Annotated in this window: 14 protein-coding genes, 1 tRNA gene and 1 pseudogene; 7 read left to right on the plus strand and 9 right to left on the minus strand. The window is 44.0% G+C overall.

Translation table 11 applies throughout. The features are described 5' to 3' along the window. Positions 1-75 precede the first annotated feature (75 nt). Together TOLA_RS09775 and TOLA_RS09780 are read left to right on the plus strand one after the other, a co-directional pair. A complete protein-coding gene (locus TOLA_RS09775) occupies positions 76-573 on the plus strand; it encodes a peptidylprolyl isomerase (protein WP_015878990.1) in 498 nt (165 codons plus the stop codon). Positions 574-621: 48 nt separating this feature from the next. Next, positions 622-1362, plus strand: coding sequence for a UDP-2,3-diacylglucosamine diphosphatase (locus TOLA_RS09780; protein ID WP_015878991.1), 741 nt, complete (start codon positions 622-624; stop codon positions 1360-1362). A 12-nt stretch (positions 1363-1374) separates the two neighbouring features. Here TOLA_RS09780 and TOLA_RS09785 read toward each other — a convergent pair. Next, positions 1375-1554 (minus strand): annotated as a pseudogene (locus TOLA_RS09785) (TyrR/PhhR family helix-turn-helix DNA-binding protein); the annotation flags it as partial. 713 nt (positions 1555-2267) lie between these two features. Here TOLA_RS09785 and TOLA_RS16525 point away from each other — a divergent pair. Then, positions 2268-2414 (plus strand): DUF4113 domain-containing protein, encoded by a 147-nt coding sequence (locus TOLA_RS16525; protein ID WP_083757762.1) that lies wholly within the window; start codon positions 2268-2270, stop codon positions 2412-2414. A 193-nt stretch (positions 2415-2607) separates the two neighbouring features. Here TOLA_RS16525 and TOLA_RS09790 read toward each other — a convergent pair whose 3' ends face one another. The 5 genes from TOLA_RS09790 to tyrR all read right to left on the minus strand — a co-directional run bounded on the left by TOLA_RS09790 (position 2608) and on the right by tyrR (position 13373). Beyond that, complete coding sequence (locus tag TOLA_RS09790) at positions 2608-4203, minus strand: hypothetical protein (protein ID WP_015878992.1); 1596 nt, start codon at positions 4201-4203, stop codon at positions 2608-2610. Further along, positions 4196-9166 carry an AAA domain-containing protein gene (locus tag TOLA_RS09795; RefSeq protein ID WP_015878993.1) on the minus strand — a complete coding sequence of 1657 codons (4971 nt, stop codon included), beginning with the start codon at positions 9164-9166 and terminating at the stop codon, positions 4196-4198. Before TOLA_RS09795 ends, TOLA_RS09790 begins: the two co-directional genes overlap by 8 nt. Before the next feature lie 413 nt (positions 9167-9579). Continuing rightward, the gene (locus TOLA_RS09800; protein ID WP_015878994.1) at positions 9580-9978 is read right to left on the minus strand and encodes a hypothetical protein; all 399 of its coding nucleotides are present in this window, start codon (positions 9976-9978) and stop codon (positions 9580-9582) included. An 80-nt stretch (positions 9979-10058) separates the two neighbouring features. Beyond that, positions 10059-10994, minus strand: coding sequence for a hypothetical protein (locus TOLA_RS09805; RefSeq protein ID WP_015878995.1), 936 nt, complete (start codon positions 10992-10994; stop codon positions 10059-10061). Positions 10995-11816: 822 nt separating this feature from the next. Next, positions 11817-13373: a transcriptional regulator TyrR gene (gene tyrR, locus TOLA_RS09810; protein ID WP_015878996.1), complete on the minus strand. Its 1557-nt coding sequence runs from the start codon at positions 13371-13373 to the stop codon at positions 11817-11819. A 172-nt stretch (positions 13374-13545) separates the two neighbouring features. Between tyrR and TOLA_RS09815 the strand changes: the two genes are divergently transcribed. Together TOLA_RS09815 and TOLA_RS16530 are read left to right on the plus strand one after the other, a co-directional pair. Continuing rightward, a tRNA-Ser gene (locus tag TOLA_RS09815) sits at positions 13546-13633 on the plus strand. 244 nt (positions 13634-13877) lie between these two features. Beyond that, the gene (locus TOLA_RS16530; RefSeq protein WP_245534208.1) at positions 13878-14105 is read left to right on the plus strand and encodes a DMT family transporter; all 228 of its coding nucleotides are present in this window, start codon (positions 13878-13880) and stop codon (positions 14103-14105) included. A 99-nt stretch (positions 14106-14204) separates the two neighbouring features. On the opposite strand, the gene TOLA_RS09820 is transcribed toward TOLA_RS16530, so the two are convergent. The 3 genes from TOLA_RS09820 to TOLA_RS09830 all read right to left on the minus strand — a co-directional run bounded on the left by TOLA_RS09820 (position 14205) and on the right by TOLA_RS09830 (position 17116). Then, positions 14205-15353 (minus strand): iron-containing alcohol dehydrogenase, encoded by a 1149-nt coding sequence (locus TOLA_RS09820; RefSeq protein WP_015878997.1) that lies wholly within the window; start codon positions 15351-15353, stop codon positions 14205-14207. Positions 15354-15498: 145 nt separating this feature from the next. Beyond that, on the minus strand, positions 15499-15852 hold the full coding sequence (locus TOLA_RS09825) for a cyclophilin-like fold protein (RefSeq protein WP_218916106.1): 354 nt from the start codon (positions 15850-15852) through the stop codon (positions 15499-15501). Positions 15853-16009: 157 nt separating this feature from the next. Then, the gene (locus tag TOLA_RS09830) at positions 16010-17116 is read right to left on the minus strand and encodes an alpha/beta hydrolase (RefSeq protein WP_015878999.1); all 1107 of its coding nucleotides are present in this window, start codon (positions 17114-17116) and stop codon (positions 16010-16012) included. 294 nt (positions 17117-17410) lie between these two features. On the opposite strand from TOLA_RS09830, the gene TOLA_RS09835 reads away from it, so the two are divergent. Beyond that, positions 17411-18361 (plus strand): AraC family transcriptional regulator, encoded by a 951-nt coding sequence (locus tag TOLA_RS09835; protein ID WP_015879000.1) that lies wholly within the window; start codon positions 17411-17413, stop codon positions 18359-18361. Positions 18362-18386: 25 nt separating this feature from the next. Further along, a complete protein-coding gene (locus TOLA_RS16985) occupies positions 18387-18518 on the plus strand; it encodes a hypothetical protein (protein ID WP_281054808.1) in 132 nt (43 codons plus the stop codon). The last annotated feature ends 103 nt before the right edge of the window (positions 18519-18621 follow it).

Below are 18621 nucleotides of genomic sequence, written 5' to 3' on the forward strand. Positions count from 1 at the left end.
ATGTTTTACTTAGCGGCTTTTGTGTCAACGCCTCATCAGCTAGAATCAGTGCACAACTTTTAAAGAGGCAAAAGCATGTCTGTTACTCTGCACACCAATTTTGGCGATATCACTCTGGAACTGTTCAACGACAAAGCACCGGCAACTGCAGCAAACTTCCTGCAATACTGCCGTGACGGTCACTACAACGGCACCATTTTCCACCGTGTTATTGAAAATTTCATGATTCAGGGCGGTGGCTATGCACCTGGCTTTGAAGAGAAAGAAACCCGTGCTCCGGTCAAAAACGAAGCGAATAACGGTGTATCTAACAAAATAGGTACTGTCGCTATGGCACGTACCATGGAACCGCATTCAGCTTCTGCTCAATTCTTCATTAACGTTGCTGATAACACCTTCCTGGATTTCAAATCTGAATCCATGCAGGGCTGGGGTTACTGTGTATTCGGTCAGGTAACTGCCGGCATGGATATCGTTAACAAAATCAAAGCGGTGAAAACCGGCCGTTACGGTATGCATCAGGATGTACCGAAAGAAGACGTAGTGATCGAAAACGTCACCATCGCTGAATAATCAGCCTGCCATACCGTTACCGCGGTATGGCTCTTTTAACGAAGACTCATGACTAAACTCTTTATTGCTGATCTGCACCTCAGTGAATCGCGCCCTGATCTGATCCAGGCATTTATCCATTTCTTAGAAACTGAGGCCAGAACTGCCGATGAGCTCTATATTCTCGGTGATTTGTTCGAGTTCTGGATTGGTGATGATGAACAATCGCCGTTACAGCAACAGATCACCCATGCATTAAGAACCTTAGCCAATCATGGCTGTCAGCTGTTTTATTCTCATGGTAATCGCGATTTTATGATCGGAAAACGATTTGCCCAGGAATGTGGCATGACACTGCTACCGCCGGTTTATCCCTGCGAGCTGGCAGGAGAAAAAGCCTTGTTGTTACACGGTGATCAGCTTTGCACGGATGATGAGGCCTATCAGCGTTTTCGCCGCATCACCAGCTGGCCATGGCTTCAATGGATATTTTTGCATTTGCCTTTATCCCGTCGTGTAAAAATCGCACAGCAAATCCGTCAGGGCAGTCATAAAGGTAAGCAGCAAAAAAGCCGTAGTATCATGGATGTGACACCGCAGAGCGTTATCACATGCTTTGAGCAGCATAAGGCCACACTGATGATCCACGGCCATACGCATCGGCCGCAGATCCATGACGTGACATTAAGCAGCAATCAGCCAGCACGCAGAATTGTGCTCGGTGACTGGGATACGGATCTCTGGTATCTGAAAATTGATGATCGGGATATCAATTTGATTTCTCAGCCCATCAATACAGCTAAAAACTAATGTCAGAGCCAGTCAGACTGGCTCTGCTTTATTCAGACCGTATTCACGTAGTTTATTCGCCACTGCCGTGTGCGACAGCCCCAGACGCTGCGCCAGTTGCCGGCTGGATGGATAAAGTGGATATAACCGCTCCAGCATTAACCGCTCAAAACGCTTCGTAGCCTCAGGCAAGGAGCCTTCAAACCACTGCTCCGCCGTCGATTCATGCGCATCCATTAATGGCAGCATAGGCTCAGTACACTTCCATTTCTAACACGAAAATGCCCCAAAGTAAGTTAGCCCGGAGCAGTAGAACAATAAACTTGCTAGCCCTCTACCATACAAATACTAATCCATCGCCGACCGAAAACTATAACTCATTAATGGCTTCTGCCAGTTCAGCTTTGAAATCAGCAAAATCCTGCATGGTGACCATAGCTTTATCAAACAGGCCAAGAATGAGTTGAACTTGTTCAATATTGCGAAGATACGCAATTTTGCGTTCTCTGGTGAGTAACGAGAATTTGAGTTCTTTTGGTTAGCCTCTTTCACGCAGTGAAAGAGAAGTAGCGATACGGGTGTAATAAACGCTGTTGGGGAGCCTGAATGAGCATCACCTGCATCTTCCGATGCTTTCGTAGCATAAAAACAAGTGTAATGAAGCCACAAAATTAAGGTATTTATAACTAACAATATTTTTATATCTGTTAGTTTTTTCAATCATATTAAACACCTACCTGTTGTGGAATAGTGAATTTGGCCACCAGACTGGAGGTGATAAAATTACCCCAGAACACATAACAGGTGGCCAATTTCATACAGTAGCTGCACAACACCACCAGAATTCCAGTCAAAGTGATCACTATTGAAGTGTTCACCCAGACCTGTTTTGTGAGTCTCACATTCGGGATAACAGTAGGGTATTAATGCAGGTGCTAGATACCATCAACCATAGCGGCAAGGGGAAGGTTTGGTTTGCTGGTGAAAGGATAACCAGAGCATGGTCTATGAAGCGGGAACATTTGTCACCGGCATACACGACTAACTGGCGTGAGTTGCCGGTGGTGAGGTGAATATCTTCTGATTAATACCACACACGACAATTTAGTGGCACGATAAGTTATAAATGAATCCAATGCATATTGCTTAACGTTCATCTGCATTGTTTGTATCGCATGAACTTAATGTTTCAGAGTGACATGCATTCTGATGGTGAAAAAAAGCCTCGCGACTGCGAAGCTTTGGTTATTTTGTCACATCATCTGATTACTTGTTATTAAACTTATCAACCAATGCTTGTAGTCGCATGGTGGAACGCTCAACCAACATACTGTCCAATTTGCTCGGTTCACATTGAAGTTGCTCATTGATGCAGTCCACATCGGTATCTGTATTGAACTGAGTCACTTTACTCTGAATTCGCGAACGAAGAATGTTCCAGAGAAGACTAACAACCTCAGGATCCGTAGTAAAATAACCTACCGGCAACGTTAAACGACCGAGCCCGAGCTCCGGAGCAATTTGTGCGTGATATTGGATAAGACCGCACCCATTCTCACCAGGAAACACCATCATTTCCAAATGGGTATCAATTTTCCCCTCAAGATAAGACAACAGGTTACTGTCAATGCGGTATATAAATGTATTCTTTTTTTCGCAAGTCGCTTGGTAATTGAGACCACCACGTTTATCTGCTTGAAACACAAGGTTTAGACTACTGTTACGCTCTCCTTTCTGAAGTTCACAATTCATCTCTTTAACAAAGGACTGAAGACTTAGACTCGCACCGAATAATTCATGATCAGCACCTAACCATATCCCTTGATGCATCTGCTTATTCATGCTTTGCCGATGCACCCATTGTAGTATGGTCTCTCGATTGCTTGAGGTAGGCGCATACATTGGGCCAATCATCATTCTTATTGCTTGGTTATTGTATGATGTTTTACGTAAGTATCGGTCATGCAACAATCTAGGTAGATCAAGATACTGCCGCTTAGATGTATAGTCTTGCTTGATGTAACGCTTAATCACGTCATCACACGCAAGTTCACAGTAGTCTTCAAGTGTAGAACTAGGACGTTCATTTTGTTGTTCCTTCAGCCACTCTATTGCCGTATCAACAAGTCCTGACTTTTGAACCAATGAGCAATGAGCATCCTTATAGTCCACTAGGCGGGTGTCTAGCCGGATACCTTTTAACGGGTCATGAGCGGCATGTATATTCAAGGTAATTTGCTGTGGCAGCCCAGAATGAATAACGGTAGCGCTGTTAACACGATAAAGATGCGTTTTAGGACTCTTCAATTCAGCAAAACTATCGGGTAGACATACCTTAAAACGATCGAACTGATTAGCTAGTATCTGACTATAATCTTTATTGTTGTAAGTACGAGTCATTAAAGGAAGACCTTTTTGAGGGTCCTCTTCTGAACGCGGCTGGATATGCCCAGTACACAGATCGATGTAAGTAAAGGTGCGGAAGTTCTTTACCTCTTCAATAATGATCCCATTGTCAACAGCCCCATCACGACGCTGTGCTGTTAGCTTAGCTGTTGAAGTTAGATCACCTTCGTCATTGTACTTGACTAAATCACTTACGAGCATATCGGAAACAAGGACATCTCGTTCATGCTCGTTTAAGCCGAAGAAATTTGCTAGTTCTGTTGATGAGATAGTCTCAATATGAGCAACTAGCAGCAAAGCAGACTCTAGGATAGCTGGCAGACTTATTTTATTGGTTACATCAATATCCAGTTCGATCTTTTGTGTCGGTGCACACAAAGTAATAGTTTGTAATAATCGATCATAGTCAGCCGGCACTTCTATGCGCTGATTCTTAAGAGATAGAGTTTCACGCATTGAATTCTTCCTCTGTCTTAGATTGACTCACATCAGCAATATCTTCAGGTTTAACAATCAAGTACTCACTATCTGTTTTACCGGTATGGCTATTGATGAAGTTAAACACTCGGCTTAATGGCGCTTCTGGATTTGTTTTGGTCCACATTGCACCAGCACCCACGATGATTAAGCGCTCTTTGGCGCGAGATAATGCCACGTTCACTCGGGCGTTATCATTCATAAAACCAGTTTTATTATTAGCGTTATGACGAACAAGGCTTAGCATGATGATGCGGTTCTCCGAGCCTTGATATGAATCAATGGTATCGATCTTTATTAGATCACGGATACCAGCAGCCCATGCAGCGTTTTCAAGGTTAAGCTCAAGAAGTTCAACTTGTTTACGGTAACCAGTGATGATCCCTATAGGTGGGGTCGAGTCGTTCTTACCCCACATTTTCAATTGTTCCACAGTACCATCAATGCTAACTAATTCATGTAATAAGCTGCTTAACAGCTCAACCTCTGCATCGTTGGAAACACCACCTTTGGCAGTATTTTTTTCTAGATAGCCATTACCAGAGGTATCGATCCAAGAAACACTCTTATTCCAAGGCTCGGGTAGCGACTTCATCCAATCAAGCGAAGCTTTCGGACCAGTCTTAAGTTCGCCGCTATAAAAGCACTGACTGATAATCTCACCAATCGCAGGCACCATTCGGTATTGTGTCGACAACATTTGACCATTATTAAGCTCGAAGGCGCGCTCAAAGTCTGTTTTGGTAACCTCATCCTTGCTCAAGTTAAGAGTGCGACATACATCTTTTATATGATCTACATCGTAGCTAGGAGCTAGTTGCTTATGGTCACCAACTAGCAAAACCCGCTTAGCCGACTGCATTGCAATCGCTAGCTCAGAGAAGGTTGCACGACCTGCCTCATCAATGATTACCATATCGAATGAATTTTTATGAATCTGATAAGCTTCTGATCCAATACCAACAAGGGTACCAACCACCAATTGTCGAGTTCGCGCAGCAAAGGCAGCATAGCCACGTTGATCGGTCGCAAGACGTTGGAACCAAAGATGAGTCACCTTAATTACATCAGCCATGCGCTTAATGCGTTGTGGATTATGAACCTGGTGTGTTTCGGCTATTATTTCCAAAGCCGCCATTAAGGGGTTGTTGTGGCGAAGTATTTGCTCTGGGTAGTCAGTGTGTGTCTTTAGTCGTCCCTCAAGAGAAAATGCTAATTGTTCCATTCTACGTTCAGCAAGATTTAGCTTTTCTCTTACTCCGTTATCCTTTGGTTTATCCTCGGCTTCTCGTTTAGCATCGATTAACACTAAGCGAGCAAGATCAAATTGAAATAGCTCTAGGCCACAAGTGCGATATAAACCTGCCGCAGCCAACACAAATGATTTTGGCAGTTTTAGACGGGCAGAAAGAGATAACATTCGAATCTCAAGCTCACTATGGAACTTAGTGCGCATTTGATCCTGCAAAGCAGAAGTATGCACATCAAGCATTTCCTTAGATATGCGTTCACGATCACCAAGACGAACAATGCTGGGTATTCCAACTGAAGCATGCTCGCCCGCGATCTTCATCATCATGTCTCGGGCACGTACTACAACTTCGTCTGCAGCAATGTGCGATTGACTGACAACGAGAATGCGGCGAACATCCCCTGATGTCATCAAGTGGTGAAGTAAAGCACTTGATAAAGTGGTTTTACCCGTACCTGGAGGCCCCATAAGTACGCTAAAAGGGTTCTCCAGTACGTATCTAAATGCCTTCTCTTTCGATTCATCTAGGTTGTAACGCTTTAACTGCTCTTCGGTAATATTAGGCAAGGAAGGAGGTTGATCACCGTCTGCCCCAGAAATGAATCGCTCAGTTAAATCTCCCATTACTGCTTCTCCGGACAGCACTCGACTCAATGCTTCCTTACGACGCGCCCAGCTTATATCACAACCTTGATTTGATAGTGTCAGTGTCACTCCTTCTTTAATGTTTTTAAGACGGAAGTGATTTGACCCAACTTTTTCCTTAAGCACCAACAAGCCATCACCTGATGCTTTAATATCCAATTGTCCAAAGAGAGTTTCAAATTGATCAGTAGACACATTGATTTCGTCATCATAATCAAACTCAAAATCATTTATGTTTTCAGCAATTTGCACATGAACTACGTTACCTTTTTCTACCGCATCTTTAGTTACAGTAACGGTAGGTAAGGTTTCTCGTTCTACATCAACTAAACGTTGCCATAGTTGTTTAACCGGTACAGAGCCATTAGCAGGCATCGGTAACTGCTGTTCAACACTAGGTTCTGTATTTAATAACTGGCGGATTACCGGAAGACTCTCTATGTACTCAATAAATTCGTTGTTATTAGTTGATGCATTAAGTTTTTTCAATTGTATCGGCTGCTCAATCGGCATCTGTCCCCGATTCTTCCTCTGCAGGAAACGAGAGTCTGTAGTCAAATCTTGACCACTCAACTTGCCGAAAAATGAGCGATTTCCATCATGAAGTTCATTTCCTTCAATGTTTAGGTTTACAGTTAATTTATGTGTAAAACCACAAAGAAACACTGTAAGACGATTCGCCTGACGGCGAGCCGAGAAGTGGTAAACGCCTGAGTCCATCTCAAACTCTTCACCATTTTCATGTATGTTTGGGTGGTAAAATAAGATTGGCTCTATAGCTACAGGTTCCGGCTCATTAGCTACCGTCATAGTTCTACGTAGTAGCTCAAGATCACGAGGAACAGATTGCAAATCATCACCTAGTGCGTTCTTTATCTCAACACGAATCTTAGTAGCCCCCTTGTCCGCACATCCACCAAAGATTTCATCGACTAGAAGATAAACTGCATAGCGGTCACGAGCACTAGCACTAACATCCGACTTAGGCGAGTACGTGGAGTTGCTGGGGGAAAGACCATTGAGATCCATATCAAACATGTCCAAGAGAACTACATTTAGCTTGCCATCATTTTCTTGCACAAGAATATTTTCAGGCTTGAGATCGCCGTGACTTAGTTCAAGATCATGTATCTTGTTGATAGCACGAATAATATTGTCTGCAATTAAGTATCTTTTCTCGTAAGTGTTACCTTTTTTCTCCATCCACTTTTCAAGGTCAATTCCATCAACAAATTCCTGAACAACATGAGTTCCGTTCATACCATGTCCAAAATCGAGAATCTTTGGTATTGGTAAGATATTGTTACTAGCAATTTTACAGCGATTCAGGAAATGCAGTAGACGTAGTGATTGACCATGGTTGTCAGGATTAGGGCGAGCAGACATGAATATACGAACAATGCATAGCTTACCGTCAGAAGTTTTAGAACGGTAGGTAATGCGTTGACGAATCATATCTTGTTCAGGCGGGAAATTAGGATCTTGCAAGAACGACATCATGGGTATTATTTGTGAACCGTATGATGTAAGTTCATCAAGCACTCGTTGCTTGTCTTGATTGGTGTCGATATTCTGCATGTTCACCAATTGCGCCAAGACCTCAAGCATTTGACCTGCGTTGTCGAAACGATTATTAGCCTCTGGATCCAAAGCTTTCTGAAACCAACCATGTAATCGCCCCTCAAAAGGGTCACTCTCTAAGGCTGGCTCTACCCATTCAGTCCAACCATCTTTAGGACTAGGTAACTTTGTCCCATAAGCAACTTCATAGAGCAAAACCCCTATTTGGAATACATCGATTGCTTGACTGAGTATATCTGTTGCGCCAAGAACATCTTCAGGCATTTCAACACGAGAACTGTTTAGCTCTTGACGCAAATCAGCAAGAGATGTGTTTCCCAAGTCAGGAAACTTACTGCTAAGCAGACCGCTAATAAGCACTGAACCACGAGTTTTATCCCACCATAGACGAGCAGAGCTTAGATCTCGATGGTATACACCAATTGCGTGCATTGATGCTAAGGGGGTTAATATTGAGCGGATCATTGATAGCCGATCTTCGGCATTTAGGTGTGAGGTATTTAGGTAATCATCTAGGCGTTCAACCATTGGCGGAAGGCTATATACTTCAGCCATGTCTACCGGCAACGTATCTTCATTTAGATCGTGCTTAAAATTAAGCAGATAATCATCACTTAGTTGGCGATCTATCTTATGAATATAACGGATTGCACGTTCTTCTCGCAGTCCAAGGAGTGCACGCACAGTCATAGTGGTATCTACATTGTGTAGATTGTTAAAATTCCAGATCCGAACTAATGCTTTATCTTCAGCATCACGAGTATGCTCCCCTATATGTTCGTTATAGACACCTTTAGGTCCTCTAAATGCTGGTTCGTTTAGCTCGGGGATAATATAGCTTGCTTCATTGCGATAGCGCTTTTGGATGGCTTTACCGCCACGTCGCCAATCATCGAATATATTGATTTGATTGCGATTACAAGGGCGAAGATGTGGATTTTTGTCGAAAAAGTATTGAGCGTTGTCCTGAGGAATAATTTCTTTATAGATTTGTTTGTCACCTATATTTTTGAAATTATTGATATGAACAACCAAAGGTGCATCGGTTGGCGTGGTACGAAGCACTTTAGCCTCACCACACAAAACAACCATAGGCTGCACTTCGAAGAAAGTATTTCCCCATCGATTAACCAAATCCCGTTTAAATAGCGACTTGATACGCATAGCATGTTCACGTTTAACCTCGATAGGCGACGCATGCTTAATAATGTGACCGTTGGGGGTTGTTTGATACCAAGTACGGTCATCCATCTCAATGGTGCCGGCCAAGTTTTTTAGTTCGACAAGCAGCACTCGATCATCTGTGAAGATCAACATATCGATCTCCATTGTCTTGCCTTTAGTGTCGGCCATCAGGAAGCCCGCATAGCCAACCCAATGCTCAGGGAGACTGTCTCGTAGTAGAAGAGCTGCTTCGTGCTCAGATTTCTTTAGCCCTTCAGAGCTTACAACTATGAGTTCCATATTTATCCCTTTTATTTAATCGAATACTGACTACTTTTGATTTTGTTACTTCCTGATGTAACTTTTTACTATCGACAAAACACCTATTGAATAGAGCTATTTCTAGATAAAGATACGCCGAGTGAACCGATGATTAATCTTGTTAACTTTTTATCAATGCATAAAACCAAATTAGGTCTGAACTATTAGTTTAACGCCTGCCAGACAATGGATACATCTGAATATTCACTTATAGAATAAAAGGACATGAAACGCTCTTCCTGCCACTTCACAGGTTGGTATTACATAGATTGAACTAGCTGATAAAACTACTGCTCATTCCGTGAGGATTAGTTAGATGCATCAAGTGTCCACTAAAACAAGTGGACACTTAACTCTTCTTGAACAGTGGATGTTGCGGTTTAACTGCTGATTCACGCCCAATATGCCGGATTTGTTATGCGCTCATTGGCAGCTTTAACAACATTGATTCCTGCAGCATCACTAAACAAAGATTGATGACGAGGGTCTGAAACTAAAAACTCAACAGTAAGGTCTTTTCTTCCAGCCTTCATAAGTTTTTTAAATCCTTTTTGTGTGTATCCGGATAGATCGTTGATTAGATTACGACAGTAAACATACGGTTCTTGGTTGCTTTCTCTCATACGTCTTTCAAAATCTAGAGCGATAGGTCTAAATTCTTTGATGGCCAATGTATCAGCAATAGATTTATTTACATCGTCTGCAAACGTTTTTAGAGCTTGCTCGAACGCAAATTCAGAAATAAAGTTATTTTTGACGCTGTTAAACTCCATTTCAGTCATCTTTGGCATGTAATAACTCCTTTAATGTATAAATCAGAGAAATAGTTGGCACTGATGTGTTTTTAATCAATGACCTTTACATCTCAAAATTAACTGCAGATCTCTTTTTCCAAATGCTTCACCAGTTCAATCATGCTTTCCATAACAAATGGTAATTCTTCAGGAAGTATCGGTGTGTTTGCATACTTGGCAAACTGCATGCACGCATACCCCGATGGCATTACCGTATCTACCGACCGCGTAGAACCAATAGGAGATTGGAAAATCACTTTTTCATACTCAGGTTGTCCTGCGCATGAATCTCTTGTTGGAGTGACGTAATCTACAATCAAAGGAGCAAATTGGACTGGCAGTCGACCCTCATTTGCCAGTCGATTTGCAAACATCAACAGTGATGTAAACTCCGATGTATCCTTCGCTTTTGATGTCAGTTCGACAGAGCCCTTTCCTTTCTTCCGCGATGCATCAGACAAGTAAATGGCATCATAGCGATCATTGATAGGGACTATGGCATACATGTATTTCCATGAGCCAGACAGATGATGCAACATGTTTACATCGTATCCGGCGTCCTGCATATGCCCCATCCCGCTCATAAAATCACAGATGATCGCATTCTTTGCTGAGATATTGGCTGGAATGTCTTTGTCATAACGATGCTTATTGAGCTTTTTGTCTATGATTTCTGTTGCCAGTTTTGTGAGCGTTAGGATCTGTCTGTCAGTGATGTTTGTTCCCATTAATCGTTTGCAGGTGGCAGCAAACCCAGCAAAGTCATATACAGGCATCAGAACAAATGGATCTTGCTGCATGTAAACCGGAAGACTGGTTACTTGTGCATACAACTCCTCATAAGCCGTAGTGCCAGTTATCCAGAGTGAAGACACAGCATGAAGCACATGCATGTGACTTAACTCTGTCCTGTAGTTTATGGCTGCGTAATTTTCCAATGAGCGGGCCATATCCCCTATAAATAATGTAATTGCCGGCTTTGCTTTCTGGGGTAAAGGGGTGGGATTATCCATAGTATTACCTTTTCATAGGCGAGTTTAATCCCGCCAAATTAATTAACGTTGAAAAATAAAAAAGCATAGGTCACAAATAATTTGTGATGGTTTAACTATGGAGATTAAGTGTAAGTAATCATGATGCATCCTCTCATTCACTAAACATTAGAACACCCCAAAGGAGATCCGTTCTAACCCTTAATTTATAGAGAATACCGTGAACCAGAATTTGCCGAACAATGTTCGTCTTTATGGTCGCAGTAGTCTGTTGTTGCGTAATAAACGCGCACAAATAGCGTAGATTAGTTTCCAAAATTAAACAAATGGTTTTTGTGCCAAATTAGACGCATACCCTAATTGTAATAACTTCTTGTATGAGCGATGCAACTACACTTCGATGTTCGCTTAGGTTATGTCAAACCTAATACACTATCCCCTCAAAACGCAGCGATAAACAGAGATGAGGCGGCTACTCATTTAAAACCAAAGCAGTTAGAAAAAGCACAATCCCTTGCTAATCAATACTTTCAAAAGTATCAAAAGCACTAAACTAAATAAGCAGAGCTGGAGATTTTGTCATCATCAGCTCTATTCCTTATTTAAAAATAGTCATTTTGATTTTCAAAATCATCGCTGACTCTCGGTAATTGCGCTTAACACCCATCAGAATTGACCATATTTATTTTCATGCGAACAACGGGTGTTAGCTGTTAGGGGTTAAAGCATTTTTGTCCAGAAACGAGTTACGTTCAGTATGAACTTTAATACTCAGTTGTAGCTCCATTAAAGCAATGGGATGCAGGTTAGGATGATACTTTATTACTCTCCCACAAGAGCCAGTCAGACTGGCTCTGCTTTATTCAACCCGTATTCACGTAGTTTATTCGCCACTGCCGTATGCGACAGCCCCAGACGCTGTGCCAGTTGCCGGCTGGACGGATAAAGCGGGTATAACCGTTCCAGCATTAACCGCTCAAAACGCTTCGTAGCCTCAGGCAAGGAGCCTTCAAACCACTGCTCCGCCGTCGATTCATGCGCATCCATTAATGGCAGCCGCAGCACATCCGGTGTCAGCTCATCCCCTTCCAGCAATGTCAGCGCCTGATACAGCGCATTTTTCAGCTGCCGGACATTCCCCGGCCAAGGGTAACTGTTCAGAAATTCCGTCATCGAACGGGAAAAACGCGGACGTCGCCGCTGCAGTTCTTCACTGATCCGGCTGCAGAATTGTTGTGCCAGCGGCATGATATCGGCCAGACGCTGGCGCAACGTCGGCATCTCCAGCGTCAGCACATTCAGACGGAAAAACAGATCTTCGCGGAACAAGCCTTTCCGGACCTGTTCTCCCAGTGATTTGCGTGTCGTGCAATAAAGCCGCACATCCACTGTCACCTCACTTTCCTGCCCGACTCTGTGGAAACGTCCGTCCTGCAGTACACGCAGCAATTTACTCTGCAATAACGGCGACATTTCAGCGACTTCATCCAGCAGGAATGCACCGCCACTGGCTTGTTCCAGCAACCCTTTTTTGCCCGGCCAGTCCGGCCCGAACGCACCGGGGGCAGAACCGAAAAGTTCATGCTCCGCCACATCATCTGGCAGTGCGGCGCAATTCAGCGTCAGCAGCGGGCCATTGGCTCGCAGACTCGCCCGGTGGCAGGCACGCACCAGCATCTCTTTTCCGGACCCCGTCTCGCCCATGATCAGCAACGGCTGATCCTGCATTGCAAAGCGGCGTGCCTGATGCAATAACTGCTGCATCACCTGACTTTCAGCGGTGAATTGTTCAAAACTGCTGTCGTCATAGCTGTGCAGCAGATTGAAATGATGCCCTACCCGTCGCGCTGATTTCAGCACAACCACGGCACCTGCGAGATGAGAAACGCCCTGCGTATCCGGAATGAATATCGGCAGAATATCGGCCAGGAACTCTTCACCGGCAAAAACCAGTTTACAGGTTTCAGGCTGTGGACTTTCAGAAGACAACCACTGCAGAAAAGCAAATCCCTTCAGAAAACTGCCCGCCTGCACGCCCTGAATATCTTTCAGCGATAAACGCAGAATATTCAGCACGGCATCGTTCGCCTGAGTCAGGCGACCTTTGATATCTAAAGCAAAAACCAGATCAGGCAAGGCTTTCATCAATGCCTGTATTTCATGATGTTCACGTTCCGATGGCATATAGCCAACTGTTTTCACATCCATGACACCCGCGATCCGGCGCAGATCAGGCAACAATTTTTGCAGGCTGGCAAAATCAACATCGGACAGATGCAAATAAATGATACCTGCCACGTCAATTTCGATGCCCCGCAGATCAATCCGGTTATCTTCCAGCTGCGCCAGCAACTCTCTGGTCAACCCTAATCGATCTTCACACGTTACCTGCAACCGCATTTATTGATTACCTTTTTACCAATCTGACCATTGATTATACGGATGAGCGGCAAAACCACCTAGCATGAGGATTTTTTTACAAAAAAGGATTGACCCAATATGCCCTTTCCCCTAGAGTAGCGCCCCGTCGAAAGGGTAATACGCAAGGCGTTCCCGCTAGACAAAAAAATATGGTGAGGTGTCCGAGTGGCTGAAGGAGCACGCCTGGAAAGTGTGTATACGGCAACGTATCGAGGGTTCGAATCCCTCCCTCACCGCCATCTTCTAGCGAAAAGACCACTGAGAAATCAGTGGTCTTTTTGTTTTTGGAGCTTGTGAGTTAGCTGGTGTCACAATCAGGTGTCACATTTATGGCCAGCTACCTGCTCCGGAACGGCAACGGCAACGGCAACAACTACTCCCGAGTCCCTTTCCCGCTTGAATTAAAGCAACTTGGCTTTCCCCATGAAGTCCGCATATCCCTACTAACCAAAGATCGAGCCATAGCATCTTTTCGCAATCTTATTGGTCGTACTAGGGTATGCGATCTCATTTTATTGCCTTTCATTAACACTAAAATCAATTCCAGTTGGTGTTGTGTATGCAGTATGGTCAGGAATGGGAATCTCTTTGATTACATTAGTTGGTTGGCAACTATTTGAAGAGAAGCTAAATATGCCGACTATATTTGGGATTGGTTTGATATTCATTGGTGTTATGGTCATAAACACATTTTCAGCAGCAAAAATATAGCTTAAAAGTTTTTATACTGTGCCCTGCGGTTTACATGAATAAAACCAGGGCATTTTGCCAATTAGAGTAATCCCTATGCACCCCCTAATTGGCTTGTATTTAAAAGGCTTTTTCTAAAATTGATGCAATGACATCTTTTGTATATAACTCATTAGCGCCGAAATATTTAGCATTATCAAAAACATTATCCACTAGCTCATTAATATCATCCGTGGGGATATTTAATTGTTTCAGTCTTGTTGGTGTGCCAATTTTATTGAGCCAAGCTTCAAACGCTTCGATACCTTGAAGAGCAGAGTCTTTTCCGAAGACTTCGCGCGCAAAACGTTCAAATTGCTTCGTATTATTATTGTAATACCATTTCATCCATGCAGGCATTACAACAGATAAACCAGCGCCATGTGGTACATTATATATCGCAGATAGTGAGTGTTCGATCATATGATTTGGATATTGATATCCCATTGCCCCAGCTTTCGTTAAACCATTTAAAGCTAACGAAGAAGCCCATGCAAACTCAGCTCTTGCATCATAGTTATCTGGCTCTGATATTAAGATTTCCGTAGTCGTCATTACTGTTTTGATAATTGACTCTACAATTCTGGAGGAAATTTCAGGTTGAAGTTTTGCAGTAAAATAAACTTCTATCGTGTGGGCGATAATATCCGATGCTGAATAAACAAGATAATCTTTACTGACACTTTGCATCAACTCTGGATTTATAATAGATACTTTTGGAAAAGTATGTACAGATGCTATTGCCCATTTCTGTCTGGTTTTCTCATTCGTCACTACAGCGCCATTATTCATTTCGCTTCCAGTTGCAGCTAACGTCATAATGCTGAAAATAGGCAATGCAGCGTTTATCTTTTCCTTACCACAGAAAAAATCCCAAACATCACCCTCATATTTCACACCTGCAGCAATCGCCTTTGAACTATCAAGTACTGATCCCCCACCGACGCTAAGAATAGCGTCAACTTGGTTCTCTTTTGCAAATTTAATCCCATCATATATCGTTGATAAAATTGGGTTGCTAATGATGCCACCGAATTCAACAAAAGAAATATCATGATCTTTAAGCGATGCAACAACTGTATCAAAAAGACCACTGTGTTTTATGCGATCACTGCCAAATGTAATTAACACCTTATTGATATTATTATTTTTCAGATGTTGACCTATTTGTTTTTCTTTGTCCTTACCAAAATCGATCATTGTTGGATTGTAAAATGTAAAATTGTTCATACAAAAGATCCTCAATAAAAGTTAAGTCTTTTGTACACCTTATTGTTCTGATTATTAATTCTTGATATACGATTTCACTATTCCATAATATGAAATAAAAGACCGCTTTTCTATGTGATACTTTAAAATGAAATCGATAGCTGATTTAGTCATTGCGGGAAATCGTCGCGCGCACGTTACCTTGTTGGTTGAGTGCCTCTATGCCGGAAATGATCTTTGCAATCTTGATGACACCAGAGGCGTCAGGACCTCTCCCACGGTAGAACGCGATATTTCCCCACGGTGCGTAATAGGCTATGTCGCCCACAGCCCCTGCATCAGTCGCCGGTGCGCCGTCTTCTGAAAGGTGCTTGGGCAAAGCGCCGCTGACTTTTTCAGCGGCGCTGAAATCCCGCAGGGTGACAGTCAACGGCAACAGCGTGGCGAAATCCCGCGCAGTCGGGTTATCTTCCAATGTCGCGACCATAATGGTTGATCCGATGGAAATACGGATATTCACACGCAGCTTTCCTTCTTGACCTTGACCGGGAGCGTTGTCGCTCCCGGCAGTACCGGCTAAGACCATACTCACAGATAGGCCACAGATAACCAGCAAGGTGAGCAGGATGCTCTTACGTGTTTTCCGTCTATCCGTGAAATGTGCCATGGCCTGCGCTCTACTTGAGGTTGGTGCTGAAAAATGCAGTCAGCTTGTCAAACGGGATCACGTTCACGCGATCATACAGATCGGTGTGGTTCGCACCAGGGATAATCATGAGTTCCTTTGGTTGCGCTGCAGCTGCATAAGCGGTCTCGCTAAAATAGCGCGAATGAGCTTTTTCCCCGTGAATGAACAAAATCGGGCGTGGTGAGATTTCCTTAATGTAGGTCAAGATCGGCATGTTCATGAACGACAGCGGAGTTGTAAGCGTCCACGAGCCATTCGAGTTGACCGCTCTAGGGTGATAGCCACGCGGTGTTCTGTAATAGTCGTGATAGTCCACCAGGAATTGCGCTTCGCCACCTTTCAGTTCATTGGCAACAGGGCCATAAGTTGGGCCGCCATTTTCTGCATCTTTCCAACGCTGCTGGCTCAGTTGCTCCAGTCTTTGCGTGCGCTGTTCCAAGGTGACGCTGTCGTTGTAGCCCTTGGACATGACGCGCGTCATGTCATACATAGTACTGGTTGCAACAGCCTTGATGCGCTTATCTACCGCAGTAGCATTTAATGCCATTCCACCCCAGCCACAAATACCGATGATGCCGATACGCTCGCGATCAACGTTAGGTTGAAGGCCAATAAAATCCACTGCGGCACTAAAATCTTCTGTGTTGATATCGGGTGAGGCGACATTGCGTGGCTCACCACCGCTTTCTCCTGTGTAGGATGGGTCGAAAGCCAGCGTAATAAATCCGCGCTCCGCCATAGTCTGAGCATAAAGCCCCGACGACTGTTCCTTCACCGCGCCAAACGGGCCGCCGATAACTATCGCTGCTTGTTTGCCGCTGGCATTTTTCGGCTGGTACAAGTCAGCAGCCAAAGTGATGCCATAACGATTCTTGAAAGTAACTTTTTTGTGGTCAACCTTGCTACTTTGGGCAAAGGTTTTGTCCCACTTATCGCTGAGTTGTATTTGTGACTCTGCGAAGGCTTGATTCATGGTAAATGCACCAGCAAGTAAAGTAACGATACCGATGAGACTCATTTTAAGAAAGTTGCGGCGTTCAGCATCAGGCTTATCCTGATAAGTAATTGCGTGGCCAGATATATCGGGTTTATTCATGGTTACATCTCCAGGTTAGCCGTTTTCAAACGGCAATGGTTGCGTTGTCAATCACGAAACGGTATTTGACCTCGCCTTTCAGTAGCCTCTCGTAGGCACTGTTGATTTCGTCGGCACGGACCAATTCGATGTCTGTAATGGTTCAAGAGGCTTATAGTTAACGAATTTCACAGGTTTTCGATATCAAGATCCTGCGTATTTCTTGCCTGATCCTCTGATTATTCGGATTATCATGTAGCACTCAGGTGGCGTGGGAAGTACCATTGATTCATGTGAAAGCACTCGGAGATACCCATGCCTGTTCGAGACCAATTTGAGCGATGCACTGACCCGTCGCTAAATGCCATGCACGCTGGTTTAGCTGATGTGATTGGAAGATGGCTCAAGAGAGAAGGTGACAGCTCGACTTCGATCGATAATCTCCTGTTTTTTCGTCGAGAGGCGCTAACCGAGCCCTGCGCATGCATGGTCGAACCAAGCATCGTTTTTGTTGTCCAGGGCTCTAAGCAGTTGCTTATTGGCGATCAGTCTTTTGTCTATGACACCGGAAGTTTTTTGCTCAACTCACTCGATATTCCTGCCAGTTCGCAGGTTCTCGACGCGAGTGTGAACCGACCTTGTCTAGGCCTGGTGCTCAAACTTGATTTGCGACTTATGGCAGAGCTCATCACTCAAAGCGGTTTACCGACACCTTGCGATCGCGCTACGAGTGGAAGCACTGCTATTGGCACAATGACACCTGCGTTGCTCGAGCCATTTTGTCGTCTGCTAGCTTTGCTTAATGACCCTGTCGCAATCAGGGTAGTCGCACCACTTATCGAGCGGGAGATCCACTTCCACCTGCTGAGAAGCAACTTAGCTGCGCGCCTCTGGCAGATTGCATCGGTAGGCAGCCAGAGCCACCGAATCGCTAGAGCCATCAACTGGCTGAGAGCAAATTACGCTCAGCCGCTGAGCATTGACGAACTCGCGATCCATGCGCAAATGAGCACGTCCACCCTACACCATCACTTTCGCTTGCTCACCGCGATGAGTCCCTTGCAGTACCAGAAATGGTTGCGATTGAGCGAGGCAAGACGCTTAATGCTGAACGAGCGCTTCGACGCCGCGAGTGCAGCGTTCCAAGTCGGTTACGAAAGTCCATCGCAATTCAGCCGTGAATACGGTCGTCAGTTTGGCGTACCCCCCAAGCGGGATATCGCAGCCTTACGCCGCCAAACTAATAGTATTGAGGCACAGCAGTAGCACGTTAAGAATCTGGCAGTGAGTCATGGGTATTGGCGGTCAACATAAAGAGCTGGTCATTGTACCCAATGCTAATCATGTAGATTTATACGACAACCAGGCAGGAAAAATTCCGTTTGATAAATTTGAGCAGTTTTATAAAGCAAATTTGAAATAATGAATAAAGAGCAAAGGTATGTTCGTGTGATGCTCTAAAGGGTGAATCAGCAATCTTCCAGCAAAAAGACCATAAATGACCCAATATGTAATTATTCATGAAT

The sequence above is a fragment of the Tolumonas auensis DSM 9187 genome (assembly GCF_000023065.1).
Taxonomy (GTDB): Bacteria; Pseudomonadota; Gammaproteobacteria; order Enterobacterales; family Aeromonadaceae; genus Tolumonas; species Tolumonas auensis.